Source organism: Thermococcus sp., assembly GCF_027012695.1.
Taxonomy (GTDB): Archaea; Methanobacteriota_B; Thermococci; order Thermococcales; family Thermococcaceae; genus Thermococcus.
Map to the genome: position 1 here is coordinate 1 of NZ_JALUYR010000072.1, position 24,088 is coordinate 24,088.

Consider the following 24,088-nt stretch of genomic DNA (forward strand, 5'->3'; position numbering starts at 1 on the left):
ATCTATGACAGGGACGAGGGGGTTATTTTGGCCGTCATGGAGGTCGAGGAGGTCGGCCAGGGCGTTATCGTTCCAGGTGATGGGGCAACTTACCACGAGGTCCTCTTTGACGTCCTCGTCTGGAAGCCGGAGATGCACGAAGTGGTTGAGGGCGAGGTCATCGATGTTGCTCCCTACGGTGCCTTCATAAGGATAGGCCCGATGGACGGTCTCGTCCACATCAGCCAGCTCATGGACGACTACGTTGTCTTCGATGAGAAGAACAAGCAGTTCATAGGCAAAGAAACCAAGCGCGTTCTCAAGCTCGGTGACTACGTGAGGGCCAGGATCATAGCGATAAGCGTCAAGAGCCGCGTCATAAGGGAGAACAAGATAGGCCTCACGATGAGGCAGCCGGGCCTCGGTAAGAGGGAGTGGATCGAGAAGGAGAAGCGCAAGGAGAGGGAGGCGTGATCCATGGCGAAGGAGCGCGCCTGCAGGCACTGCCACTACATAACCACCGAAGACCGCTGTCCGGTCTGCGGCAGCAGGGATCTCAGCGAGGAGTGGTTTGATTTAGTCATAATAGTCGAACCCGAGAAGAGCAGGATAGCCCAGAAACTCGGGGTTAAGGTCCCCGGCAAATACGCGATAAGGGTCAGATGATGCCGTACTTCAGGCTAACGCCCGAACTCAGAGGGGAGCTTAAGCGCCCGCTGGGGAGACTGATACGCGGGGAGATACCCGAGCCTTACCGCAGGATCCGGGATGAGCTTGAGGGAAAGCTTGTCGTGACCGTGGGCGACGTCGTTACAGAGAACGTGCTGAAGCTTGGAATCCGGCCGGACCTTGCCGTGTACGACCACCGGACCAAGAGGAGGGACTATACTCCCCAGATAGACGACGATGCCCTCCTCATAACGGTCAGGAATCCCCCGGGGACGATAACGAAAGCTTTATTAAACGCGATCAGAAAGGGCTTTGGCCTGGCCGGGAAGGGAAGGCGCGTCCGCATAGTGGTGGACGGCGAGGAAGATTTGGCTGCCATTCCGGCGGTCCTCTACGCCCCCATCGGCTCGGTCGTGCTCTACGGCCAGCCGGACGAGGGAGTAGTGCTTATAAGGGTAACACCCGAATGCAAGCGCAGGTGCGGGAAGCTCATGTCGAAGATGGAGGTGGTTCACGATGGAGATTAGGGTTACCGAGATAAGGGAGAACAGGCTCCTCGGGAGAAAGGAGATATACTTTGACATACTCCACGAGGGCGAGCCCACCCCGAGCAGGGAAGCGGTGAAGGGTAAGCTCGTCGCGATGCTCGACCTCGACCCGGAGAAGGTTGTCCTCCAGTACATCAGGAGCTACTTCGGCAGCAACGTCTCGAAGGGCTACGCCAAGGCCTACGATGACAGGGAAAGGATGCTCTATATCGAGCCCGAGTACATTCTCGTCAGGGATGGCCTCATCCAGAAGGAGGAGGAGTGAGGTGGTTTAGATGGCGAGGAAGAAGAGGACCAGCCAGAAGTGGAAGCTCTACGAGGTTAAGGGCGGAAAGGTCATCAGGAAGAACAAGTTCTGCCCGCGCTGTGGGCCCGGTGTCTTTATGGCCAACCACGAGGACCGCTGGTCCTGTGGAAGATGCGGCTACACCGAGTGGAAGAAGTGATCTCTTTTTCTCCCTGATCCTTTTAGGTGTTTCTGATGCCCTCCTACTACGGCCTCAAGCTCAAGCTCCACCCCCAGGTATACGAGCCCGCCGAGGACACCTTTCTCCTCGCCGAGAACCTTGCCGTTGGGGAAAACGATATCGCCCTCGATGTTGGAACGGGCACGGGGCTTATAGCGCTCCTGATGGCGAGGAAGGCCAGCCACGTCCTCGGCGTTGATATAAACCCGATCGCGGTCGAGCTCGCTGAGGAGAATGCCAGGCTGAACGGAATTGGAAACGTTGAGTTCCGGGTGAGCGACCTCTTTGAGAACGTTTCTGGAAAGTTCGACGTTATAACTTTCAACGCCCCCTACCTGCCGGGCGAGCCGGAAGAACCCATAGATCTGGCCCTCGTGGGTGGAAAAACCGGAAGGGAAGTCCTTGATAGGTTCATCGAGGAAGTGCCGGACTACCTCAGAGCGGGGGGAACGGTCCAGATAGTCCAGAGCTCGATAACCGGAGTTGAGGAAACCATTGAACGACTGGAAAAAGCAGGATTTACCGCGAAGGTTGCCGCGAAGAGGCACGTTTTCTTTGAGGACATAGTGCTGATAAACGCCCGTCCCCTTTCGGGGAACGAAAGTGCCCCATCACCTTTTTAAACGCCTCCCCCAACTCCAGCCCAGAGAGGGATTAGGTGAGGCTAATGGCGATAACGTTTAAGTCAAACCCCAACATGCCGGAGGAGATTGCCAATCTCTTTAAAAAGCAGCACTACGCGCTCGTTGGGAGGCACAGCTCGGTGAAGCTCTGCCACTGGCTCAAGGAGAGCCTGAAGCACGACCGCTTCTGCTACAAGCAGAAGTTCTACGGCATAGCGAGCCACCGCTGCCTCCAGATGACGCCGGTTACGGCGTGGTGCACCCACAACTGTATCTTCTGCTGGCGCCCGATGGAGGGCTTCCTTGGAACCGAGCTTCCGCAACCCTGGGATGATCCAGCGTTCATCGTCGAGGAGAGCATCAAGGCCCAGAGGAAGCTCCTCGTCGGCTACAAGGGCATGCCGGGCATAAACATGAAGAAGTTCGAGGAGGCCTGGAATCCAAGGCACGCAGCGATAAGCCTCTCCGGAGAGCCGATGCTCTACCCCTACATGGGGGATTTAGTTGAGGAGTTCCATAAGAGGGGCTTCACAACCTTCATAGTCACCAACGGCACCGTTCCGGAGAGAATCGAGGAAATGAAGAAGGAAGATAAACTCCCGACCCAGCTCTACGTCTCCCTGACCGCTCCCGACATCGAGACCTACAACCGCGTGAACGTTCCGATGATTCCGGACGGCTGGGACAGGATAAAGCAAACGCTCGAACTCATGAATGGACTCCCAACGAGAACGGTAATAAGGATGACGCTGGTCAAGGGGGAGAACATGGGCAATCCGGAGGGCTACGCCAGGCTGATTAAGATGGCAAACCCCATGTTCGTCGAGGCAAAGGCCTATATGTTCGTCGGCTTCTCGAGGAACAGGCTGACCATCAACAACATGCCGCGCCACGAGGAGATCAAAGCCTTCGCCGAGGAACTCCTGAAATACCTGCCCGGCTATCACCTCGAGGACGAGTACCGGCCCAGCAGGGTCGTGCTCATAATGCGCGACGACGTTGACCCTAAGGGCCGTGGCATGGAAGGTCGCTTCATAAGGGCCTGATCTCCCCTTCTTTTGGAAAAGTTTATTTATTCCAGGTCCCAAGAGTTAGGCCAGGGGTGTGAGGTATGAGGAGAATTCTGGCCGCGATGGTTATGGTTCTCATGCTGATTCCGGTTGTGAACGCCGGCGTTATAGACGGTCCGGCGAGGTTCCTGCTCATCACGAAGGATTACAGCAACAGGACCGAGGATCTGAGCCTTAGTCTCATGGCGCTAACCCTGGCCGACAGGGATCTGAACGGCGCACTTGCCGACGAGATCCGGGAGATGACCGGAAACCTTCTGGAGCGGCAGAATCCCGACGGGGGATGGGGTTACTTCCCCGGTTCGACCAGCAACGTCCCCGACACCGCCTACGCCGTCGTTTCCCTTGAGACTGTCGCGGATTACCTCGGACCCGACGAGAGGGATCCCGTCGAGAGGGCGGCGGAGAGGGGGATTGGATACATAAGGGGCGCCTTCACCGGAAGGGGTTGGGGATACGTCAAGGGTTCGCGGGAGTCCTGCTACCCCACGGTTGTCTCGCTCTGGGCCCTGGGAAAGGCCGGCTACGGCCCCTGGGACCCTATGGTGTCGCGGGCAGTGGATTACCTGAAGGACGCTGAGCCCTGCGAGATTTCCCCGCTGGAGTTCCTGGCCCTGAGAACGATAGCCCTCCACAGCCTGGGCTACCGGGTGGATGACTCCACGGTGGAGACGATAAGGGAAACCCTCCTCCAGGGTAATCCCCTCCCAAAGGAGAGGGCGATGCTCACCTACGCTCTCGTTCTCGTTGCCCCCGCCGATTTCGACACCCTGAGGGCTCTGAAGAAGCTTCGTGAGACCGCCCATGTGACCAACGAGACGATGTTCTGGGCAAACCCCGTGAGGATGCTCTCCTCCACCGATTCAATAGTTGCGACGGCCTACGCGCTGATGGCCTTCGCGACGCCGATGCACAGGAGGCCCTCCGAACCCCCTGAAAACCCCTACGCGATGCCCTGCGATGATCTCAAGGGGATGCAGAACCCGGACGGAGGCTGGGGGCTGGTGGTAAACGGCCCGAGCAACGAGAAGGCCACCCACTACTCCCTCCTGGCAATCGAGAGGTGCTATCCGACCAATGAGAGCATTCGGAAGGCCCTCAACTGGACGGAAAAAGCCTTCGCCGCGGACTCCCTCTGGGTTAGAGAGAACGACAGGATCACCCCTGGTTACTTCTACGCCCTGGAGACGCTCCTCCGTCACGGCCTCCTGAGCGACGAAGATAAGAAAAGCGCCATTGAGACAGTAAGGAACGCCCAGCTTTACGGTGGCCTCTGGGGAATCCGGGCCCTCGGCCCGCAGCCCTACGACACCGCGCTAGCCGTGAGGGCCCTTCGCGATCTGGGGGTTCCTGCCAACGATCCCCTCATCCAGGCCGCCGTGGAGTGGCTCCTGAGCATAAGCAACGGCGGCTGGGGAACCTACGTAACGACGCCCCACTTCTCCTACATGCTCAAACCTGACGTGCTAACCACTGTAACCGTTCTTGAGGCCCTCGACGGCATTGCCACCCGGGAGGAGCTCGAACCCCACCTCAGGTGGCTCGTTGACCAGAGGGTTGACGGTGGCTGGGCCTACTGGCGGGACTCCTGGGGAAGGCCGAGCGTCGAGCTCACGGTCCGTGCCACCGATCTGCTCTCCAGGTACGGCTACAACTACACCCGTGAAACCCTCGAGTTCGTGATGAACGCAAGGGATAGCGGCCTTATAGAGGGCAGACCAATTGAGACGGCCTTCACCGTACTGTACCTCAGCAGGTTCCACTACGTGCCGCAGGTGACCCTCTATGACGTTAGAAACGCCCTTGACACCGACCTTTTCGAGGTAATTGCACCCCACCTTGATAACCGGAGCCTTTCCGAAATACTCGCCGCGCTGAGGGAGGACTTCGGCGATCGGTTCGTGGTCGCCAACACCACGGAGATCGGCTACGGGAACTACATAGTCATAGCCCGTTTCGGCGACTACAATGTGCGGAAGTACAACCCCTACCTCAGGTTCCACCTCAACAACGGGAGCGTCACGGTTGGGAACGTAACTGTTCCCGTAAACTCCTCCGTCGTGCTCGTTCCCGGAAAAACGCCCGGGGGAGTGGTGCTGTTTGTCTTCTACTCGCCGCCAACAGAGGACATTGCCATCGAGGTCTTCACCACGGGCTTCGTTGAGTACATAAGCGGCAGCGCGATGGTTCTCGTGAGGGAAGGGGACAGGGTAAGACTGCTGACCGTGGGGTGATAACCTTTGAGGGCTCTAATCATAGGGGTCGGCCAGTGCGGCACCAAAATCGCCGACCTCTTTTCCCTTGTTGACTTCGAGGCCCTGGCGATAAACACCTCCCGGGGTGATCTGGAGTACCTCAAGCACATCCCCCAGGACCGGAGAATACTCATCGGGGAGAGCATCACGGGCGGGAAGGGGGTGAACGCGAACCCCCTGCTCGGCAGAGAAGCCATGAAGCGCGATTTACCAATGGTGATGCGCAAGATAAACTCCATCATCGGCTACGAAGACATTGACGTCTTCTTCCTCACCTTCGGCTTCGGCGGCGGGACTGGAGCAGGAGGAACGCCGGTTCTGGCAGAGGCTCTAAAGGAGGAGTACCCGGACTCCCTGGTGGTTGCCATAGGTGCCCTTCCGCTCAGGGAGGAGGGCATAAGGCCCACCATAAACGCGGCCATAACCATAGACAAGCTCTCCAAGATAGCGGATTCGATAATCGCGATAGACAACAACAAGCTGAAGGAGGGGGACGATGACATAAGCAGGGCCTACGAGCGCATCAACTACACGATAGTCGAGAGGATAGCCTCTCTCTTAGCTCTGGTGGACGTTCCAGGAGAACAGACTTTGGATGCCAGCGATTTAAAGTTCGTGCTCAAGGCCTTCGGCAGCTTCGCCACTGTGGGCTACGCCAAGGCCGACGCGAATAGAGTAAAGAGCCTCTCCAGACTCATCATAAAGTCCTTTGAGAGTGAGGGCCTTTACCTCGATGCGAACATAGAATCAGCACTCTACGGGCTGGTTGCAATCCACGGGCCGCCGGAGGTTCTCAAGGCGAGCGACATCTTTGAGGCCCTCGATTACCTCACGAGCAAAATCAGAGGCAAGCAGATCTTCAGGGGGTTCTATCCAGACCCGCGCGAGAGGGAGGTTGAGGTGGTTACCCTCCTCAGCGGGATCTACGAGAGTAAAAGCATCGAGGACATAGTCAGGACTGCCAAGGAATACGCCCGCTCCTTCATGGAGGCCAGGGAGGAGGCGGAAACCAGGAAGAAAGAACTCCTGAGAGGCCTGCCAGATTTCGATGACATCTATCCCCTGGAGGGGGGAGAATGACCGAGCCGGTTAGGGACTCCGTGGAGGCTGCCCTCGACCTCGACGAGAAAGAAATCTACTCCCACATCGCCCACGAGAGCGCCGAGGACATTATCAGAATAATCTCCTCCCTAGATGCCGAGCGCGCGAGGCTGAGGGGGGCTGTGGTGTACTACAGAGACGACTGGGACGACCTCATAAGGGAAAGGCTGGCAAAGGGGAAGCGCCACACCGCCTTCGACTTCTACAATCCGGCGTTGCTGGACATCTGGGAGGAGAAGGTGAGGGAGATAAAAAAACTCCGGCTGAGGGAAAAACTGGGATACGCCGTCCTTGGGGGTGTTCTGATCATCACGGTCGCGGTTTCCGTGGTTACCGGTGATCCCTACTTTCTCCTGGGCCTCTCCCTCCTCCCGCTGGTCCTGATGATCCGCGATGGAACCGAGAGCCGGCTCGACCTGATCTACTACGAGCTGACCCAGTTCTTCATTGACGAGCTCCGCGAACTCGTGAGGAACCACGGTCTCCGGCCAGAGCGCTACCGGTTTAAGATATTCAGCGGCGATTACTTCGGGGTGAAAACAATGAAACTCGGGACGGGTCTCTTCGCGGTTGTTCGGACCGGGGAGGGGGAGGGCAATCATTAAATACTCTCCCGATTAACTCCTCCTGGAACGGTGGGAACATGGTGCGTGAGAGAAGGGGTCAGATCTCGCTGGAGTTCCTGTTCGTCTTCGGCCTACTCATGATTCTCCTGCTCTACTCCATTAGGAACGTTTCCTTCAGCGAGGGCTCCCCCTCGGCGGAGAACCTCAAGATACAGGTAGCCCTCGAGGAGAAGGGCCTTGCCAATGCCATCTCCAACACGATAAGCCAGGTCTACGCCCAGGGGCCGGGTTCCAAGGCGACCGCATCCTTCAGGTTCACCTACCTGAAGAACGAGGAGTACGTGAAAAGGGCATCGGGACTCAGAAATCCGGAGCTTTTCATAACGTACTGTAACCTTCCCGAGGGAGGTTATGGCACCTACGTTCTTTTCATCAACGAGACTAATAGTGGGATGATCCATCTCGATGGCGAAAACAAGAACGCCTTCTTCACCCGCTCGCTGTTTCCCAGGAGGCTTAGCAACGAGTCGGATGCGTGGCTCGTCCTGCCTGACAAAACCACCACCATCTTCATATTGGAGAGCCCACTTCCAACTCCCTTCTTCAGTCTCTGCGGGCTTAAGAACAAAACGAAGGATGAGTACTACGTCTACGGCGTCTCTTTGAAGCCCTCTGAATTGCCATCCCATCTCACGATAGTGGTCGAGTGGAATCCTGATGAGAAGAACCTCTGGGTTCTCGACAAGGAGAACGACGTGCTCCGGATAAACATCAACCCCGGTGAGAAATGATGGGAAGGGGACAGATAAGCATAGACCTTCTCTTTGCGGTAACGCTCGTAATGCTCACGGTGGTCAGCCTGATCAACCTCTCGGCCCAGGAGATGGAGGGGGCCAGGGTAATCGACCGAACAGCTCAGCTCAAGGTCTTCGCAGTTGAGCTGAGGGACTCCGTGGTGAAGGTCTACTCCTCGGGGGGAGGCTTTGCGGTTAGAAAGGAAGTCCCCCTCAAGCTCCATCCCGGGGAAAACGTACGGGTAACCCTCGACAACAGCACGAACGCTCTTGTGGTAACGGCGTGGATCGGGGGAAAGAGCTATAGGGTGGCACAGCGGCTCCCGGTTCCGCTATCAAAGAAAACCTCCGTGAAGCTGACGGCGACCGACCCCTCGCTCTGGATAATAGCCAGTTACAACGAAACCACGGGGATGGTGGACGTTGAGGTTTCGGGGAACAGGCCGTAGGGCCCAGACGGCGGTGGAGATGCTCTTCATATTCGGTGTAATGTTAGCAGGGATAATCCTGCTCATCCCCCCTTACTCCCAGGAGAGCTCCGAGACGGTGTTCGCGGCAGCGGTGAGGGACGGTGTGAGCCAGGCCACCTCCTTCCTTAACATGGGGGTTGTCAGGTGGGACAGCGGGGAGGACGTGAGGGCTTACGACAAGCTGAGCTGGATAATCAACAACGGGAGTCTCCTGAACTACCGGAGCGCGGAGATAAGGCTCACCTCGATGTCAATAGACTATGGAAAAGACAGGATAATCGTGAAGCTGACCTTCGTGCGCTCCAGCGAGGATGCAAAGCTGGACGGGATTCTGGCCAGGAACATCGGTAAGTTCCTTCAGCTGTACCTGTCGAAGATAAGGGGCGCGGAGCTGGTGGAGGTGTCCAAGAACACCTACCGCCTGTACTACCTGGGGAAGCGCGTGATCTTCGACGTTACCGTCAACGGTCGGGAGAGGGTGGTAGGGTGAGACGGGGCCAGATACTCTCGATGGACGCGCTCATATCCGTGGTCCTCGTTATAATGATACTGGGTACGCTCGCGTCGGCCTCCGATAACCTGAAGTATGAGATAACCTCACTCGTCAACTGGTACGAGAGGGCCAACGTAGCGGACAACATGCTCGATGTTCTGGTGAAAACTCCCGGTGTTCCCGCGGACTGGGAGGAAAACCCTGCCGCGCTGAAGCACGTTGGACTCGCCGGTCACCACGGGGGAATAGCCGAGAAAAAGGTGAAGAAACTCCTCGAGATCCTGGGAAAAGATGACGAGGTTAAACGAAGGGTCGTTGACGACCTGCTGAACCTGAGCATGGGGAACGACTTCGAGCTCGTCCTCTACACCGGTTACTGGAACGTTACGATTGACTACGAGTGGAATCCCTTTGGCGGGGACGGCGAAGTCATGGAAACCACCCTCTACGACTGCAGCAACGCCACGGAAATAAAATACGAAAACGATCCCGGCCCCGCGCTGATTGACTGTGACCTGCTAACACTCCGTAATGAAACCCTCTCATCCCACTGTCCCATATGCGTGAAGGGCAGCGTCCTGCTGGATGGTAGCAGATCGGAAGTTCTTCTCAGTGGAACCTGCAGTCAAACCGGGACCTACGGCTTTCTCTCCGTGCTTGGAGACGTGCTGCTGATAAACGACGGATCCAGGGCGATTAAGAACTCCTACGGGGACGTCTACATAGCCGGTGGAATCAAGATCAGCGGCGTTGAAAACGGCGTAACCGTTGATCTGAAGGCACGGAATATCTACGTCTTCGGATCCACGGAGGAACCGGTCCTGGACCTCAAAAACGGATCGAACAACAACATCCTCATCCAGACCATCGGAGGTCACATCTTCATCCTGGTCAGTGGTGACTGGTACGCGCTGACGGGAGACCCCAAAAGCCTCTCCTCCTGGTACTACTGGAACGGCTCGGCATGGAAATCCGCGGACGACAGGGTTCAGATACAGGAGAGGGGCAGCGACTATGACGTTTACATCGGTGAGACTCACGTTATTGAGGGGGATTCGAGAACCACCTGGCTGGTAACGGGGGGTGAACTTCCCTCGGACTGGCAGCCTCCCGGGTTCCGTTTCTGCGGAGGAAGCGGACTTCCCCTAGAAATCACCGGAATCGAAGGGGACTATCACCTCCCGGCGGAGCTCGAAGCGAACACCTCGGGGGGGATATTCGACGGGAGGTTTGAGAGATTCACGACGGTTATCGCCGGGCTGGATGGGGAAGTGGGAGCCAGGCCATCCGATACAACGCTCGCCACCCTTAAAGCCAGGAGGGAGAATTCCCCCTGGGCTGTCTCGTCCCGGATGATAACCTTCATGGAGGCCAGTGGATACCCCGGATCCCTTGATGTTGGGGCAGGTGCCGAAGGGGAGAGGCTGTTCTACAACGTGATGACGGCTTCGCCCCCCCTGGAAGAGAAGTTCAAAATAACCGTGTCCGGTGATGAGGGGTACGCGATACTGCTCGTGGACGACGGGGGAAGGCTGAGAGTTCTCGGCGTGTGGAAAACCCGGACCTCAAACGTGACGGCTGCACTCTGGAACGTCGCGGGTAGCGTGACGATGATCTCGAGGAGGTATTCTGGCAATGAAAGGGGCGTTGAGGTTCCGGTCATGGATCTCTTCCACCCCCTGGGTAACGGGGAGCGGGAAAGATCTGTGGGGATGATCGTTTACCGCAACACCTTCCCCTCGCTCTCCATAACCGACACCGGAACCTTCTCCTCCCATCTGGGGCCCCGTATGGAGCCGGCGATAGTCAGAATATGGGTTTGGGGTGGTTGACGTGAGACGGGGCTTCATATTCACGATTGATGCATTGCTCTCACTCCTTCTTGTTTCCGTGGTGCTGGTCAGTCTGGTTTCCGTGGAGGAGAACGTGAAGGATGTGTACAAAACCTCCCTGCGCGCCCAGAACCTTCAGGATGCCAACGCCCTTCTGGGCGTTCTCAAAAGGGTACCCCTCAATCAGCTGGTGCCGGAGGAGACCATAGAGGGATGGGTTAACGGAGGGGTTCTGCATCCAAAACTGGTGAATCCTTCGATGAGTCCCCTGGACATAGCCCTCACATACTGGGCCCTCTCCCGGGCACCGGGCTACGGGAACCTGGGTCTTGATGAAGACGCGAAAACGATACTAACGGAGGTAATCTCCCGGCTACTCCCGGGTTACGGGTACGAGGTCATCATCAACTCCACTAAGATCGCCTCCGAGGGGACGCCCGATGGGATAGATGAGGTGTCCTCCGCCACAATGCTCGTAAGCGGGTTCGCGAAGGGTAAAAAGCCCCTGGGGTACATGGCCAGGGCCTACCTGATGTACGCCGGTCACAGGTACTCCAGGCTCATAGGGATCCAGAGGCTCGTTGCCAGGGGTTACGGCAACACACTCCACGTCGGGATACCGGTGGAGCTCCCCAACGATGCAGCAAGCATAGATGCGAGGGGGGGTTTCTACGCCAGGAACCTCGGGCTGAACCGCATCGAGCTGAAAATAGACCCCAGCGGCTACAGTGCCAGCCTCGGAGACGGATCCCGGGTTGATCTGAGCGATTACATTCTTCCGGGTACCAACGTTCTAAACTTCACAATCGAGAGCGACTGGGATGCCAACGAGGTTGGATTCGGTAGTGGAAGCGTCCTGCTCGTTTCCTACGATACCAACAGTACGGACTTCTATGACCCGAACGAGGTGGACCTGTACGATGTCACGAGCAAATACGGTTTCGTCCAGTTCGTCACGGTCATTCCCACCGGAGAGGTGAGGGGAATCGAGGTCTACCTGACGGTCTCGGGCGTGAGTTCGATAAACCTTTACTACGACAAGGGCAACAGTACGTGCCTTGTGGGGAAGAAGGGGCCCAGGGGAGGGATAGTCTACTTCAACAGCACGGAGATAGAGAGCGGCCTTAGGAACAACTGTGGACTGTCCGACTACCGGGAGCTAAACAGCAGGGCTTTCACTTTTGTAATCGCCGTGGATTCGACGTGGCCCTCTGACTCGACCCATCCGGAGTACTCCTCCACAAAGAGAGAGAGACACCTCTACGGTTTTGGTGAGTCCTGGGTGAGGGTTGACGTAAAGTCCGATCTGGAGAATCTCAACTACGCTATACCGCTATCAATCCCGCTTGAACCCGGTGACTTCTCCTACTCGGGGGATCCTTACGGTACTGTTTATCCAACGATGTCCGTAACCTACCACCTCCCGCCAACGGCGATACCCTGGTATGCAGACTACTGGGTGGCCATACAGTACCGGTCCGGAACCAGGGGTACGATGAGATTCACCGAGAGCAACCCCGACGGAACGACGGTGATACAGCAAACTTCACACCTCAAGTACTACCTCTACCGCTACGGCTACTCGCGGTACACCGATACCATAATGGTTCCCGGTGAAGACAACACCTTTACCGCGGAGAGTCGAGCGAGCGGTGGCTACTACGGGTTCAGAAGGGGAGAGAGCTGGGGGACGATCTACTACTTCCTCCGGGCCTACGCCCCCTACGGGGATATGTTCGACGAGCTCATGAGGGGCTATCCCGATTACAGAGGTTACAACATTACCTACTACGCTCAGGATCCTGAGGGCAACCTGGTGGAGAGAAAAATACTCGCTGGGGATCCGCCTTACCTGTCCATCGCGGTGGACGAGCTCGACCCCGATAGGTACGCGGCTGACGACGCGATAATCAGGCTGTTTTCCCAGCTCTGCAAAGAGAACGGGGGAAGGCCAGGATCCAGGAGCAACCCCCTGCTGGTGCTCCTACCGGATGACGTCCAGATAGACTTCTCAGGTATAAGCGGCATTCCGACTATTTCAAAGCCCGTTCCCGTGACGGTTAGAATATGGAGGTCCGGTCCATGAGGAGGAGGGGTTTTCTGCTCAACACCACAGTCCTGCTCCTCTTAATCCCGATAATGATCCTCGCGACGGTTTACACCGGGATTCAGTCGGGGATAATATCCGGCCAGTCGGAGAACACCAGGGTGGAGATGCTGGACTGGGCTCTATCCTACGTGACCGCCGACTTCAGGCACGCGCTCGAACTCTCCGGTAGGAGGGCTCTAGCGGCCATGGTGGACTACACGACGACCAGCAACAGGTTCCTCTCCAGTGCGGACACCACGATGGCCCAGCTCATGCTGACGGGGACCTCGGTGGAGATAAGCAACCCGGACATAATGAAGAACCAGACCATAGAGTACTGGCTCAAGACGATCTCGGAGAGGCTAAGGAGAGAGGGTCTTGAGATGGAGTATCCACCGGACGTTTCAACGCTGGTCGATATCACCGTTTCACCGCTGGACTCCTTCCACGTTGTCGTGAAGGCGCGGATAAAGAGCGCCCTCATAGAGGACATGAACGGCAACGTGCTCTACACGGGTTCCATACCCGAGAACGGCTACGTCTACGCGGTTGTTGATATACGGGGCCTCGAGGATCCCCTCTTCAGCTACCACACCAACGGCAAGTACCACAGGACGGTGAGCTCGTGCGGATACTCGAACGCCTGGACCGGGGTGAGGCCGGTTAAGACGATAACCGGAAAGGGGAACTCGAGCTCAAAGTACTACGTGGGGAACTATTACAGCGACATAACCGTGAGTCCGAATGAGATAAGGGTTAGCAGCCCCAGCGCCAGGATCTTCGACCTCTCCGCGGATCCCACAGAGGTATTCGGGCGGAACGACAGGGGAGTCCTCTACTTCTCCAACGTGAGCGTTCCAACAACTACCGGCGACTGGGGCGACGTGAGCACCGCCTACAACTACAGGGTGAACTTCACGCTAACGGAATTTCAGCCCAACAGTCTCACGCTCTTGATATTGGACACCTCAAAGACCTACGGCGGAAAGAGCCTGAACGACCTCATAGCCCACACTGAGAGAAACGCCTCGATACTGATCTACGACGAGAACGGCAACCAGGTCCCCTTCTGGATAGAGCACTGGGGCTCCGATAAAGCCTGGATATGGATGAGGACAACCGATACAAACAAGTACTCCCTCTACTTCTCCGATAATCCCGCGCTGGAAACGAGGGGCTGGATGGAGGGGAGCCTGTTCTACCTCATCGACGACTTCGACTTCGAAAGCTCAAAGTGGCACTACCTCAACGGCAACCTGGAAAACAGCTTCCTGGAGTTCAACCCCAACAACAAAGGAGTAAACGCGGTCATCTCGAACGCAACGTTCAGTCCCCCCTTCTTCATCCGTTGGGGAATGGATGTCAACAACAACCACGCGGGGGCGGGGATATACAGGCCTCCGAGCGGGGGCGGGGAGAGTTATATTGGGGTAGAAATCAAATACAGTGATAGATCTTTGGTTGTAGGATGGCCCTTCGATGCTGGAGAAGATAGTGGTTCGGTTTCCCAGCTGGACGACCTTGTTTATCTGTCCTGGCCAGACTGGGGATACTCCTCCCGTAGGGGCACTTGGTATACTGCATACATAAAATCCCAGAGCGATGCCCAAACGGCCAAGGAGTGGCTCGACGAAAAGCTGGCCGAGATAAACGGAACGACTGTTGTTTACGAGGACTACCAGGTCCCCATATACCTGAACTCCTCGACGGTTCAGGGCATAGAGGCGAGCGGTGGAAAAGCTGCCATACGGGTAACCGACGATAGAGGAAACCCCCTGCCCTTCTGGATAGAGTACTGGAACGAGAACGGGGCGCTGATATGGGCGAAGGTGAACCTGACGGAGAGGTACTACTCCGAGATCAACCGTCTGGACGACGATGAGGACGGATATGCCTTAAAGTCGGTTTCGAATGAAGACGGAACTCTTTCCTATAGGGTAAAGTACAAAGAGGATAAGAAGTTTTACTACGTTATCCAACATACATACGCAGGGGCGAACATCAGGATATACTACAACACCGGCTCGCTCACGGGGGGAGACGGCGAGGAGGTGTTCGAGTTCTTCGATGACTTCAATGGAAACTCCCTGGACTCAACAAAATGGAACACTCAGGATTCGGGAGGCAGTTATACCCTTTCGGGCGGGACACTAACACTGGAAGGGGACTCCGATTCCGATGATGCAGATGTCTGGCTCTGGACCAAGAAGAGATTCCCCTACTACAGCTACGTCGTCGGGCTGGGCGTTAAAATTAGCAGCTCAGCCGACCAGGGATGGCTGTGGTATCTGGATTCAAGGGGTTGGGCATGGATGGAGGATGTGTACCCCTACTCGGGAACTTGGGGTCATCTGTATGACTTCAATGTGAGAACCGGGGATTGGAATTACTATACCTATGGAGGAGAATATCAAGCTGACGAGTGGACCCACGTCGAGATAGCAATAGAGGATTGGTATAGTCTCAGGGGTGACCACTACGCTGATATCACCACGTATCAGAACGGGAGCGGGCCATTCACCGGGAAGTGGAGCGGAAACACAAATTCTGTAAGTTATTATTCCGGATGGGTAAATGATATTTACGCAGAGAGGGACACGGCAATAGGTCTCGTTCAGTTCATGGGTTCTACCCAGTACGACTTCATCTACGTGAGGAAGTACCTCGACCTCAACGACCTCAGCGAGACAATGAAGAAGCACGAGGCCGAGAACGAACCCCTCGAGTACCTCGGGACCGGGAGCACGGACAACACCAACGACATGGGACTGGCAATACTGAAGAACTGGGAGGCTGTCGCCAGGACCAGCGACAGTCCCTCACTTGGCAAGCTCGAGCGCTACGAGATGAACGTCACCCCAACCGGGCTGAGGCTGACGCGGGTGACGGGTGAAAACCTCGTGGACTACGGGGGCGACTTCACCGGGAGCTGGAACATCACCATAGGCGGAATCGGAATCCTGGAATCCGGCGTGGACTGGATAATAGTCGGAGGAAGCTACGTTGCGAGCGGCGCGGGGCTCTCTGACACCCTCGAGACCCCTGGAGAGATCGTGTGGAACGCCTACGCTTCAGCGGCCATGGACGTCCAGCCTTTGCTGGATTGCTTAAGCAACGACGCCTACTTCGCGGTCTTCTACGGGCCGAGCTTCTTCGAGAGGCTCGAAGGAAAATACGACCCTGCAACTACCGGGAAAAATGGAACCTACTGGGACAGGGCGGTGGATATGCAGGAGAAGCTCGGGCTGGCGAAAAGGGACAACCCGGCCCCGATAGGGCTCGTGAGCTTCATCTACACTCCAGTGGACAGGAAGTTCCTGGAGGCGCTGAAGGCCGTCGGAAAGAACCCCAGCGCGGCCCTGGATGAGAGTATATCCTCGGCCGACTACTACTGGTTCCTCTACTACTTCTCCGATCCACAAAAAGCCGAGAGGGGTAGGAGGGTCTGGGGAATCTCCTGGGGCAACGGCGACTACTCCTACCTGACCGGAATACCCTTCTTCCTCGACGGCGGCTCGGCCGAGTTGCTCTTGGGGCCGGCGAGGGAGTACCTGCTCTACGAAGGGTGATAGGATGGACATCGGGGGACTGCTCTACAGGATCGGCGAGGGAGCGGAGAAGCTCTGGAGGAGGATGGCCGATGCCATAATGGAGGTGGTCCGTCCCAGGCCCTCCCAGGTGCCGCCGGGGCTGAGGCTGACCCGAAGGCTCGTAAGGAACAGGTTTACCGTCCACGAGTGGATGAGCCTCCACCTCCAGCTGGTGTTTTTCGCCTACCTCCTTGGGGGCTTCCTGCTGGCAGTCTTAACCGGCGATCCCCTGCTCGTCCTCGTCTTTTCGGTTCCCTTTTCCCTCTACCTCCGCTGGTTCCTCGGGAAGTATCGGGAGTTCCTCATCGATTCCGAATCCTACTGGGCGTTCTACAGGGGTATCTTCCTCCTCGTTTTTGCGGGACTCGAGGGCTACTGTGTCCTGAAAAGGATCGGCGGGAGGATCGAGTACTACTACGCCTTCGTTGGCGTGGTTGCCCTTATGGTTGCCCTCTTCCGCCATCACTTCAGGCACAGATACGGTCGCGACTACACCTACGGCATTGTTGAAGAGGTTAAGAACGACCTGGTCAGGGTCTTTGTCTACGACGACATAGCGGCCAACGTCCGGCCGGGCTACCACTGGCTTCCGGCCGTTCCCGATGCCGAACCCGGGAGGGTTGTGAAGATTCTGGTTGAGGAAAGGACCCTTCGGAGCGCGAGGCCCGTGAGAATAATCGAGGTCTACCTCGATCAGTCCTCCCAGACCGAGACAGAGCCAAAGGAAGCCACCGAGTGAAGTATCAGGAGATACAGGGAATGGCACGGCTCGATCAGGTTCGTCTTTGCAAAGCCCTCCCCCCTCCTTGCTATTTCCAGGGGTTCAACCCCGGAACAGGTGGGGGTTACGCGGACGGTTTCAGATCCCCCGCGGAACCCGAGGCCCAGTCCCCAGCAGACCCTCTCCAGAAAGTCCCTGAATTCCTTCCACCTCTCAACGTCCGTCCGGTAGTAAACCGTGTGCCCCAAGTTATCACCTAAGATCGTAGGTGCATGAACCTTTTAAGGTTTTCGATTTTGCAATCTCTGTACGTAAAGTACGTAGGGCCCGATCCCCATCCCGGGTAAAAGCCTTTAAGGTGTAGAGAGGATTCACGCCGGTGGTTCGATGGAACTCACGCTCAGGAAAAAGGCCTTTCTGGAGGAATTACCGGGGATCGTAAAGGCGGCGGTTGAGGAATACGGGATGCGGCTGAAGGCCGTGGAGATAAAGGAGGATGAGAAGGGCTGCTACACGGTGCTGATAACCTACCGGATGTAGGCAATCACCACCTCCGTGCCAGCAGCAGCGCAACGATCACCAGGATCACGGGCAGACCGCTGAGGAAAGGAACGTAAACCGAGTTCTGTCGGAGTGGGGTCCCTCCGTTTTCTAAGCTACATGCCCAGTTATCACCGGTGGCATCGCTTGAGCCTAGATCATCAATCTTTTCAATGGTATAATTTTCGGGACATCTGTTGGAGTAAGTAACGTTGTCAATAACCGTATTTTCGTTGTTCCTTATGGCGATCCAATGTGTTCCCGTGTTTGAGAAGCGATAGGAACTTAGGTTCCCAAAGAGATCATCACCTAAGTTACCTATTCCATAAGTCTCTTGGAACCAAACTGTATCCCTAGAAACGATCAAGTAACCCCTTTCAGGCAGAATGGCGTTGCTTGGGAATAAAAACTCTTGATGCCCATCATATTCAACAACCCAGTTGCTGAGATTAATGGGAAAGTCATTGGGATTATACAACTCCAACCATTCTCCACTGTAGTCCGAGTTACCGTCCGCGGGATTGTACATTATTTCGTTAATTATCACACGGGGGGAGGCGCTGACCACTGGAACCATCAGAAAGAGTACGACAAGAGTTGCCATCCACCTCAATCGGATCACCATTAAGGATCACCATTAAAGTTCCGAAGGAATGTTCTTAAAAAAGTATTGGTTCGGGGGGCAAGGTATTTAAGGAATTACCAAGATATTGTAGATATACCAAATACGACGGGGGCGATTTGTTGTATGGATTGGTTAAAGGTGCATTTTATCCTGGTACTGTTCTTCATGGGGTCCCTTTCCACCACCGTTCTGGCGGCGCATACACTGGGGAGTGGATACAGCGGGAGGATAGAAACGGACGGATTCGACGATGGCTACTACCTGGCGGTCTGGGGCACTAGTTCAGGATTTAACGGAATCCTTTATTGGATTAAAAACAACACGGTGGCGAAGAATCTGTCTCCGATAGTAACCTCTGGAAGGGCTGTCAACAAAATCTCATTGGCCTCCAGGAGAGGTTTCATAACCCAAAAAGAGGAAAACAAATACTTTATCGCCTGGAGAACTGGGGAAGGGCTCTACGGGACGATTCTCTATTACGACGGGAGTGTTCAAAACGAGTCGATTCCGATTTACACATCAAGCACAGTGAGCAGGAACATGCTGGCGGCGGGATACGGGGTGGTAATAGAAAATGGCAACAGCTACGGCTACTTCGTCGTTGTTTATGCCCTGGGCACAAATAAGGAGTTGAGGTACGCCGTTCTGGATGAAAACGGTAACATAAAATCAGATGGTGTTCTCTGGGAGCCGGATGACCCTAACTACCTGACAACGCTCTCCAGAAGGGTGGCCTTCGACGGGAAATACTTTGGAGTGGCCTTCAGGGTTAGCGAAGAGAGTGGGGACTACGTATACGTTTACGTATTCAGTCTGACGTCTTCTGGAGGAATTGATAAAAACTACGTTGCCAGACTGGAAAACCCCGCCAACACCACGGGAAGGATTCCCATCGTCGGAAGGGGAAACGGTTTTGTAATGGCCTACTATAAGGATTACAAGTGGTACACAGTGGCCATAAATATTGACAACGGAGTAACTTTTAGTTCGTCGGAAGATGTAACACCTCCTGAAATGGGTAATCCTGGCAGCGGTGGAAGCCTTGACCTAGTGTGGAACACCACGGCCGGGGCCATTCAGTACATTGCAATGACGTATCCCAATGGAAACAATCAGCTCGTGGTTGAAAAGTTAAATCGTGATGGAACTTACTCAGGAAACTACTGGACGATTTCAGGCTCTGGCCCATACAATTATCCCTTCGTTGCGGTCAAGCCCATGCGCTCTCCGGAGGCTTTCACTCTCCTGTGGAAAACAGGAGCCAGCGGGTACTGGACGGCGAGCGAGTACATGCCCAGGGACGGCTCGCTGGTGGAGGTCAGCACCGAGAACCAGGTTCCCTTCTTTGGCGGCAGCATCGCGGTGATCCTCGCGGTTCTGGGGGGATTAATCCTCCTCAGACGGAGGTAGTCCTTCTTTATCTGACTTTTATGTGGATCGAGTGATCATTACAAACGTAAAGCTTTTAAACAAATGTATACATCCGGGCACGGTGATGGCATGAGGAAGCTCGCGATAGCCCTCTCATACGCTGCCCCGATAGTTGCGGCGCTCGGCGTTATAGCCCTGATGATCTGACGGATGAACTGCCTGGAACCCGCCGAATCGTCGGGAACTTGCCGCTTTTCTTTTCTATGTTTGTCACGATTTCCACTTCTTTCCCAAAAGACTAAAATAGCCCCCGATGGAGGGGATGCCGGTGGTTTCAATGGAGTACGAACCCGTGAAGGTGGCAAGGGGGGAGGGCCAAACCCTCCGCCGGGGATTTTGAAGAACTCCTGTACGATATTCTAAGGGAAGGTCTTTTCTGGGCCGCCCTCGGCCGGCCGTCAGAGGTCATGCCTTTTCTGAGGGGCAGACTCCTCCAGGATTCGAAAATCGAAGGTGATGAGTGCGCGAACTACGTAAATTACCTTCTCAATGAGCTTGAACTCTTCTACCGGCGCGTCTCCTGGGGCGGGAGGCTGGACAAACGCCACTGGAAAACCCTCCGCTCCCTCCACCGGGACATGCTCCCGTGCCTCAGGTGAGGCTACCTTTTTAACCCCTTTTCCGTAGCCTTCCGGGGGATGATGAGGGAAGTTTCGTCCGAAGGGTGAGGACACTCGCATGGTCTGACCCCCAAAGAACTCCGGTGGTGGACATGGACGCGGTGCTTGAAAGGTTTATCTCACGCCTCAAGGAACTCGTCGAACTAGAGCGGAAGGCCGAGATAGAGGCCATGCGCCGGGAGATGCGGCGCCTCTCAGGGAGGGAGAGGGAAAAACTAGGAAGGGCCATCCTTGACCTGAACGGAAAGGTGGTTGGGGAGGAGCTGGGCTACTTCCTGGTCAGGTACGGCCGCGATGGGGAGATAAAAACCGAGATAGGTGTGGGCGATCTGGTGGTGATAAGCAGGGGGGATCCCCTCAGGAGCGACCTCGTTGGAACGGTCGTGGAGAAGGGGAAGCGCTTCATCACGGTTGCCCTTGAAACGGTTCCAGAGTGGGCCCTTAAGGGGGTTAGGGTTGATCTATATGCCAACGACATAACCTTCAGGAGATGGCTTGAGAACCTCGAAAACCTTCACGAGAGTGGAAAAAAGGCCCTGGAGTTCTACCTGGGTCTCAGGGAGCCCGAAAAGGGGGAAGAAGTGGAGTTCGTTCCCTTTGACAGGAACCTAAACGAGAGTCAGCGGAGGGCAATTTCCAGGGCCCTTGGAAGCCCCGACTTCTTTTTAATCCACGGACCCTTCGGGACGGGCAAGACGAGAACCCTGGCGGAACTTATCAGACAGGAGGTCGCGAGGGGCCACCGGGTCCTGGCCACGGCGGAGAGCAACGTTGCCGTTGACAACCTGGTGGAGAAGCTCGTTGGTTCCGACCTCAGAATCGTTCGCGTGGGGCATCCCAGCAGGGTCTCCAGGGCTCTGCATGAAACGACCCTTGCCTACCTCATAACGCAGCACGAGCTCTACGGCGAGCTTAGGGACCTGAGGGTGATGGCCCAGACCCTCAAGGAGAAGCGCGATACCTTCACCAGACCCGCGCCTAAATACCGGAGGGGACTTAGCGACCGCGAGATACTCCGGCTTGCGGAGAAGGGAATAGGGGTCAGGGGCGTTCCAGCTCGCTTAATCCGTGAGATGGCCGAGTGGATCAGACTCAACGAAAGGGTTGGAAAGGTCTTCGAGGACGCGAGAAGGCTTGAGGAGAGGATAGCCAGGGATATCATAGAGAGGGCGGACGTCCTCCTGACGACTAACTCATCCGCTGCCCTTGAGGTGGTTGACTACGGCGAGTTCGACGTCGCGGTGATTGACGAGGCCTCCCAGGCCACGATACCGAGCGTTCTGATCCCCATAAACAGGGCGAAGCGCTTTATCCTTGCCGGAGATCATAAACAGCTTCCCCCAACGATACTGAGCGAGAGGGCTAAAGAGCTGAGCAAAACACTCTTCGAGGGTCTCATCGAGCGATACCCCTGGAAGAGCGAGATGCTCACGGTTCAGTACAGGATGAACGAAAGGCTGATGGAGTTCCCGAGCAGGGAGTTCTACGAAGGAAGGGTCGTGGCTGACGAGAGCGTGAAGAACATAACGCTCGCCGACCTGGGGGTTGGGGATCCAGAAAAAGACGGGCCCTGGAAGGACGTCCTGGAGCCGGAGAACGTTCTCGTCTTCGTTGACACGGCGGCACTTGAAAATCGATTCGAGAGGCAGAGGCGCGGAAGTGAGAGCCGTGAGAATCCCGTTGAGGCGGAGCTGGTTAAGAAGGCCGTCGATGGGCTCCTGGAGATGGGCGTTAAACCGGAATGGGTCGGGGTCATAACGCCCTACGACGACCAGAGGGATTTAATAGGCTCGCTCCTGCCGGATGGGGTTGAGGTAAAGACCGTTGATGGCTACCAGGGACGCGAGAAGGAGGCCATAGTGCTCTCCCTCGTTCGATCGAACGAACTTGGCGAGATCGGTTTTCTGAAGGATTTAAGGCGCCTAAACGTTGCCCTGACGAGGGCAAAGAGAAAGCTCATCCTCGTGGGGGACTCCTCCACCCTGAGGACGCATCCGACCTACGAGAGGCTTATCGAGTTCGTGAGAAAGAGAGAAACGACCGTCGACGCCAAAACCCTGGTTTAAAGGCCGTAACATGGAGGACGCTCTGTGGCGGATGAGCCCTCAGGGCCCCCGCTCGGGCGTTAAAGTTTAAAATATCCACAACCAACCGCCACCATGTTCCTCTACACGGAGAACTTTGAGGGGCAGAAAGAGATGGCCATGGCCGGCCTCAGCAGAGCTTTAGCCGAGGACAGGGTTGATAGGGATATAATCCCGCTCCTGGAGAAGATTAACGCCCTCGATAACTACTTCACCACCTCCTCCTGTTCGGGCAGGATATCGGTCATGGAGATGCCGCACTTCGGCGACAAACTCAATTCCGTCTGGCTCGGCAAGTGGCACAGGGAAGTTTTCATCGAGGAAGTTTTTGAGGCCATTGGAAGGCACAGATCCGGCCAGCTCTGGTTCCTCGTTAGAAGTCCTATTCTCCACGTCGCCGCGAGGACGATGGATGACGCCGTAAAATTGCTCAACCTCTCGATAGGCCTCGGCTTCAAGTACTCCAGCATAAAGAGCGTCAGTCACAGGAAGCTCCTCGTGGAGATCCGCTCAACGGAAAGAATGGACGTCCCGCTCGGTGAGGACGGGGAACTGTGGGTAAGCGAGGAGTACATCGGGAGGATTGTAAACCTCGCCAATGCGCAGGTGAGGCGCTTCAAGGGGAAGCTGAAGAGGCTTGAGGATGAGATAGAAGTCTTGGAGAAGTGAACTCCAAAATCCGGGATGGGAGAACAGGGGCCAAAACTGGTTAATGGAAAAAGAGGGGCTAAAGCCTTCAGTCGAGGTCGCCTCCGAAGTCGTTGCTTCCTCCTCCCTGGTCGGACTTGCTGGGCTTCGCCGCTATGACGTCGTCTATCCTGAGGATCATTATTGCAGCCTCGCTGGCGCTCTTGATGGCCTGCTTTGGAACGCGGAGCGGGGCAATGACACCGCGCTCGAGCATGTCGGCCGGCTCGCCCTCGAAGACGTCGACGCCTATGTTCGGTCCCTTCTCCTTGTGCGCCGCTATAACCTTCACGAGCGTCTCGATGGGGTCGAGACCGGCGTTTTCAGCCAGGGTCCTGGGTATGACCTTCAGGGCCTCGCCGAAGTTCTCGATGGCGAGCTGCTCCTTTCCGCCGACCTGCTTGGCGTACTCGTCGAGCCTAATGCTCAGCTCGATCTCGGGGGCACCTCCGGCCGGGAGTATTTTGCCGTCCTCTATGATGTCCTTGACGACCTTGACTGCATCTTCCAAAGCCCTCTCAACCTCGTCAACCACGTGCTCGGTACCACCGCGGATGAGTATTGTGACAGCCTTCGGGTTCCTGCAGCCCTCAACGAAGATCATGTTCTCGCCGGCAACCTTCCTCTGCTCGACGAGCTCGGCCTCACCGAGGTCTTCGCTGGTAAGGTCGCGAACGTTGGTGACGATCTTAGCTCCTGTTGCTTTGGCGAGCTTCTCCATGTCGCTCTTCTTGACCCTTCTCACCGCCATTATGCCGTACTTGGCCAGGTAGTGCTGGGCGAGGTCGTCAATGCCCTTCTGCACGAAGACAACGTTCGCACCGGTCTCGGCTA

General features: G+C 56.1%; 25 protein-coding genes. 22 read left to right on the forward strand and 3 right to left on the reverse strand.

Going from position 1 to position 24,088, the window contains the following annotated elements:
• The 17 genes from MV985_RS05945 to MV985_RS06025 form a co-directional block, all read left to right on the forward strand.
• Window positions 1–453 (forward strand): DNA-directed RNA polymerase (locus MV985_RS05945; RefSeq protein ID WP_297464304.1); only part of this gene is annotated, 453 nt, incomplete at its 5' end.
• A gap of 3 nt (window positions 454–456) precedes the next feature.
• On the forward strand, window positions 457–645 hold the full coding sequence (spt4, locus tag MV985_RS05950; protein ID WP_297464306.1) for a transcription elongation factor subunit Spt4: 189 nt from the start codon (window positions 457–459) through the stop codon (window positions 643–645).
• Window positions 642–1,175: a GTP-dependent dephospho-CoA kinase gene (locus MV985_RS05955; protein WP_297464308.1), complete on the forward strand. Its 534-nt coding sequence runs from the start codon at window positions 642–644 to the stop codon at window positions 1,173–1,175. Before spt4 ends, MV985_RS05955 begins: the two co-directional genes overlap by 4 nt.
• Window positions 1,165–1,461 (forward strand): 30S ribosomal protein S24e, encoded by a 297-nt coding sequence (locus MV985_RS05960; protein ID WP_297464310.1) that lies wholly within the window; start codon window positions 1,165–1,167, stop codon window positions 1,459–1,461. The genes MV985_RS05955 and MV985_RS05960 overlap by 11 nt, the downstream gene beginning before the upstream one ends.
• A gap of 10 nt (window positions 1,462–1,471) precedes the next feature.
• Window positions 1,472–1,642, forward strand: coding sequence for a 30S ribosomal protein S27ae (locus MV985_RS05965; protein ID WP_297464312.1), 171 nt, complete (start codon window positions 1,472–1,474; stop codon window positions 1,640–1,642).
• 35 nt (window positions 1,643–1,677) lie between these two features.
• Window positions 1,678–2,286, forward strand: coding sequence for a HemK2/MTQ2 family protein methyltransferase (locus tag MV985_RS05970; protein ID WP_297464315.1), 609 nt, complete (start codon window positions 1,678–1,680; stop codon window positions 2,284–2,286).
• Window positions 2,287–2,330: 44 nt separating this feature from the next.
• A complete protein-coding gene (twy1, locus tag MV985_RS05975; protein ID WP_297464348.1) occupies window positions 2,331–3,332 on the forward strand; it encodes a 4-demethylwyosine synthase TYW1 in 1,002 nt (333 codons plus the stop codon).
• 65 nt (window positions 3,333–3,397) lie between these two features.
• Window positions 3,398–5,590, forward strand: a complete 2,193-nt coding sequence (locus tag MV985_RS05980) for a prenyltransferase/squalene oxidase repeat-containing protein (protein WP_297464317.1) — start codon at window positions 3,398–3,400, stop codon at window positions 5,588–5,590.
• A 6-nt stretch (window positions 5,591–5,596) separates the two neighbouring features.
• Window positions 5,597–6,691, forward strand: a complete 1,095-nt coding sequence (locus MV985_RS05985; protein ID WP_297464319.1) for a cell division protein FtsZ — start codon at window positions 5,597–5,599, stop codon at window positions 6,689–6,691.
• Complete coding sequence (locus tag MV985_RS05990; RefSeq protein WP_297464321.1) at window positions 6,688–7,317, forward strand: hypothetical protein; 630 nt, start codon at window positions 6,688–6,690, stop codon at window positions 7,315–7,317. Before MV985_RS05985 ends, MV985_RS05990 begins: the two co-directional genes overlap by 4 nt.
• Before the next feature lie 38 nt (window positions 7,318–7,355).
• The gene (locus MV985_RS05995; protein WP_297464323.1) at window positions 7,356–8,069 is read left to right on the forward strand and encodes a hypothetical protein; all 714 of its coding nucleotides are present in this window, start codon (window positions 7,356–7,358) and stop codon (window positions 8,067–8,069) included.
• Window positions 8,069–8,521: a hypothetical protein gene (locus tag MV985_RS06000; RefSeq protein ID WP_297464325.1), complete on the forward strand. Its 453-nt coding sequence runs from the start codon at window positions 8,069–8,071 to the stop codon at window positions 8,519–8,521. The genes MV985_RS05995 and MV985_RS06000 overlap by 1 nt, the downstream gene beginning before the upstream one ends.
• Window positions 8,496–9,032 (forward strand): hypothetical protein, encoded by a 537-nt coding sequence (locus tag MV985_RS06005; RefSeq protein ID WP_297464327.1) that lies wholly within the window; start codon window positions 8,496–8,498, stop codon window positions 9,030–9,032. The genes MV985_RS06000 and MV985_RS06005 overlap by 26 nt, the downstream gene beginning before the upstream one ends.
• Window positions 9,029–10,867, forward strand: coding sequence for a hypothetical protein (locus tag MV985_RS06010; protein WP_297464329.1), 1,839 nt, complete (start codon window positions 9,029–9,031; stop codon window positions 10,865–10,867). The genes MV985_RS06005 and MV985_RS06010 overlap by 4 nt, the downstream gene beginning before the upstream one ends.
• 1 nt (window position 10,868) lies before the next feature.
• Entirely contained in the window at window positions 10,869–12,953 is a 2,085-nt protein-coding gene (locus MV985_RS06015; RefSeq protein ID WP_297464331.1) for a hypothetical protein, read from the forward strand.
• Window positions 12,950–16,525, forward strand: coding sequence for a DUF2341 domain-containing protein (locus MV985_RS06020; RefSeq protein ID WP_297464334.1), 3,576 nt, complete (start codon window positions 12,950–12,952; stop codon window positions 16,523–16,525). Before MV985_RS06015 ends, MV985_RS06020 begins: the two co-directional genes overlap by 4 nt.
• A gap of 4 nt (window positions 16,526–16,529) precedes the next feature.
• Window positions 16,530–17,285, forward strand: coding sequence for a DUF2101 family protein (locus tag MV985_RS06025; RefSeq protein WP_297464336.1), 756 nt, complete (start codon window positions 16,530–16,532; stop codon window positions 17,283–17,285).
• Here MV985_RS06025 and MV985_RS06030 read toward each other — a convergent pair.
• Window positions 17,240–17,515, reverse strand: a complete 276-nt coding sequence (locus MV985_RS06030; RefSeq protein ID WP_297464338.1) for a TonB-dependent receptor — start codon at window positions 17,513–17,515, stop codon at window positions 17,240–17,242. The two genes, MV985_RS06025 and MV985_RS06030, sit on opposite strands and share 46 nt — an antisense overlap.
• Window positions 17,516–17,654: 139 nt before the next feature.
• On the opposite strand from MV985_RS06030, the gene MV985_RS06035 reads away from it, so the two are divergent.
• Window positions 17,655–17,807, forward strand: coding sequence for a hypothetical protein (locus MV985_RS06035; protein ID WP_297464340.1), 153 nt, complete (start codon window positions 17,655–17,657; stop codon window positions 17,805–17,807).
• A 4-nt stretch (window positions 17,808–17,811) separates the two neighbouring features.
• On the opposite strand, the gene MV985_RS06040 is transcribed toward MV985_RS06035, so the two are convergent.
• Window positions 17,812–18,411, reverse strand: coding sequence for a lamin tail domain-containing protein (locus tag MV985_RS06040; RefSeq protein WP_297464350.1), 600 nt, complete (start codon window positions 18,409–18,411; stop codon window positions 17,812–17,814).
• A 186-nt stretch (window positions 18,412–18,597) separates the two neighbouring features.
• On the opposite strand from MV985_RS06040, the gene MV985_RS06045 reads away from it, so the two are divergent.
• The 4 genes from MV985_RS06045 (at window position 18,598) to MV985_RS06060 (ending at window position 23,236) form a co-directional block, all read left to right on the forward strand.
• Window positions 18,598–19,842 carry a hypothetical protein gene (locus MV985_RS06045; RefSeq protein ID WP_297464342.1) on the forward strand — a complete coding sequence of 415 codons (1,245 nt, stop codon included), beginning with the start codon at window positions 18,598–18,600 and terminating at the stop codon, window positions 19,840–19,842.
• Window positions 19,843–20,270: 428 nt separating this feature from the next.
• On the forward strand, window positions 20,271–20,462 hold the full coding sequence (locus tag MV985_RS06050) for a hypothetical protein (RefSeq protein WP_366085262.1): 192 nt from the start codon (window positions 20,271–20,273) through the stop codon (window positions 20,460–20,462).
• A 113-nt stretch (window positions 20,463–20,575) separates the two neighbouring features.
• The gene (locus MV985_RS06055) at window positions 20,576–22,549 is read left to right on the forward strand and encodes an IGHMBP2 family helicase (protein ID WP_297464353.1); all 1,974 of its coding nucleotides are present in this window, start codon (window positions 20,576–20,578) and stop codon (window positions 22,547–22,549) included.
• Between the two features lie 93 nt (window positions 22,550–22,642).
• On the forward strand, window positions 22,643–23,236 hold the full coding sequence (locus MV985_RS06060) for a hypothetical protein (protein ID WP_297464344.1): 594 nt from the start codon (window positions 22,643–22,645) through the stop codon (window positions 23,234–23,236).
• 67 nt (window positions 23,237–23,303) lie between these two features.
• On the opposite strand, the gene MV985_RS06065 is transcribed toward MV985_RS06060, so the two are convergent.
• The coding region (locus MV985_RS06065) for a TCP-1/cpn60 chaperonin family protein (protein ID WP_297464346.1) at window positions 23,304–24,088 on the reverse strand (785 nt) is incomplete at its 5' end.

Bases quoted from the DNA above. Each gene is read 5' to 3' on its own strand.
- spt4 (WP_297464306.1), top strand. From the start codon at position 457: ATGGCGAAGGAGCGCGCCTGCAGGCACTGCCACTACATAACCACCGAA.
- MV985_RS05955 (WP_297464308.1), top strand. From the start codon at position 642: ATGATGCCGTACTTCAGGCTAACGCCCGAACTCAGAGGGGAGCTTAAG.
- MV985_RS05960 (WP_297464310.1), top strand. From the start codon at position 1,165: ATGGAGATTAGGGTTACCGAGATAAGGGAGAACAGGCTCCTCGGGAGA.
- MV985_RS05965 (WP_297464312.1), top strand. From the start codon at position 1,472: ATGGCGAGGAAGAAGAGGACCAGCCAGAAGTGGAAGCTCTACGAGGTT.
- MV985_RS05970 (WP_297464315.1), top strand. From the start codon at position 1,678: ATGCCCTCCTACTACGGCCTCAAGCTCAAGCTCCACCCCCAGGTATAC.
- twy1 (WP_297464348.1), top strand. From the start codon at position 2,331: ATGGCGATAACGTTTAAGTCAAACCCCAACATGCCGGAGGAGATTGCC.
- MV985_RS05980 (WP_297464317.1), top strand. From the start codon at position 3,398: ATGAGGAGAATTCTGGCCGCGATGGTTATGGTTCTCATGCTGATTCCG.
- MV985_RS05990 (WP_297464321.1), top strand. From the start codon at position 6,688: ATGACCGAGCCGGTTAGGGACTCCGTGGAGGCTGCCCTCGACCTCGAC.
- MV985_RS05995 (WP_297464323.1), top strand. From the start codon at position 7,356: ATGGTGCGTGAGAGAAGGGGTCAGATCTCGCTGGAGTTCCTGTTCGTC.
- MV985_RS06000 (WP_297464325.1), top strand. From the start codon at position 8,069: ATGGGAAGGGGACAGATAAGCATAGACCTTCTCTTTGCGGTAACGCTC.
- MV985_RS06020 (WP_297464334.1), top strand. From the start codon at position 12,950: ATGAGGAGGAGGGGTTTTCTGCTCAACACCACAGTCCTGCTCCTCTTA.
- MV985_RS06025 (WP_297464336.1), top strand. From the start codon at position 16,530: ATGGACATCGGGGGACTGCTCTACAGGATCGGCGAGGGAGCGGAGAAG.
- MV985_RS06035 (WP_297464340.1), top strand. From the start codon at position 17,655: ATGGAACTCACGCTCAGGAAAAAGGCCTTTCTGGAGGAATTACCGGGG.
- MV985_RS06040 (WP_297464350.1), bottom strand. From the start codon at position 18,411: ATGGCAACTCTTGTCGTACTCTTTCTGATGGTTCCAGTGGTCAGCGCC.
- MV985_RS06045 (WP_297464342.1), top strand. From the start codon at position 18,598: ATGGGGTCCCTTTCCACCACCGTTCTGGCGGCGCATACACTGGGGAGT.
- MV985_RS06050 (WP_366085262.1), top strand. From the start codon at position 20,271: ATGCCTTTTCTGAGGGGCAGACTCCTCCAGGATTCGAAAATCGAAGGT.
- MV985_RS06055 (WP_297464353.1), top strand. From the start codon at position 20,576: ATGGACGCGGTGCTTGAAAGGTTTATCTCACGCCTCAAGGAACTCGTC.
- MV985_RS06060 (WP_297464344.1), top strand. From the start codon at position 22,643: ATGTTCCTCTACACGGAGAACTTTGAGGGGCAGAAAGAGATGGCCATG.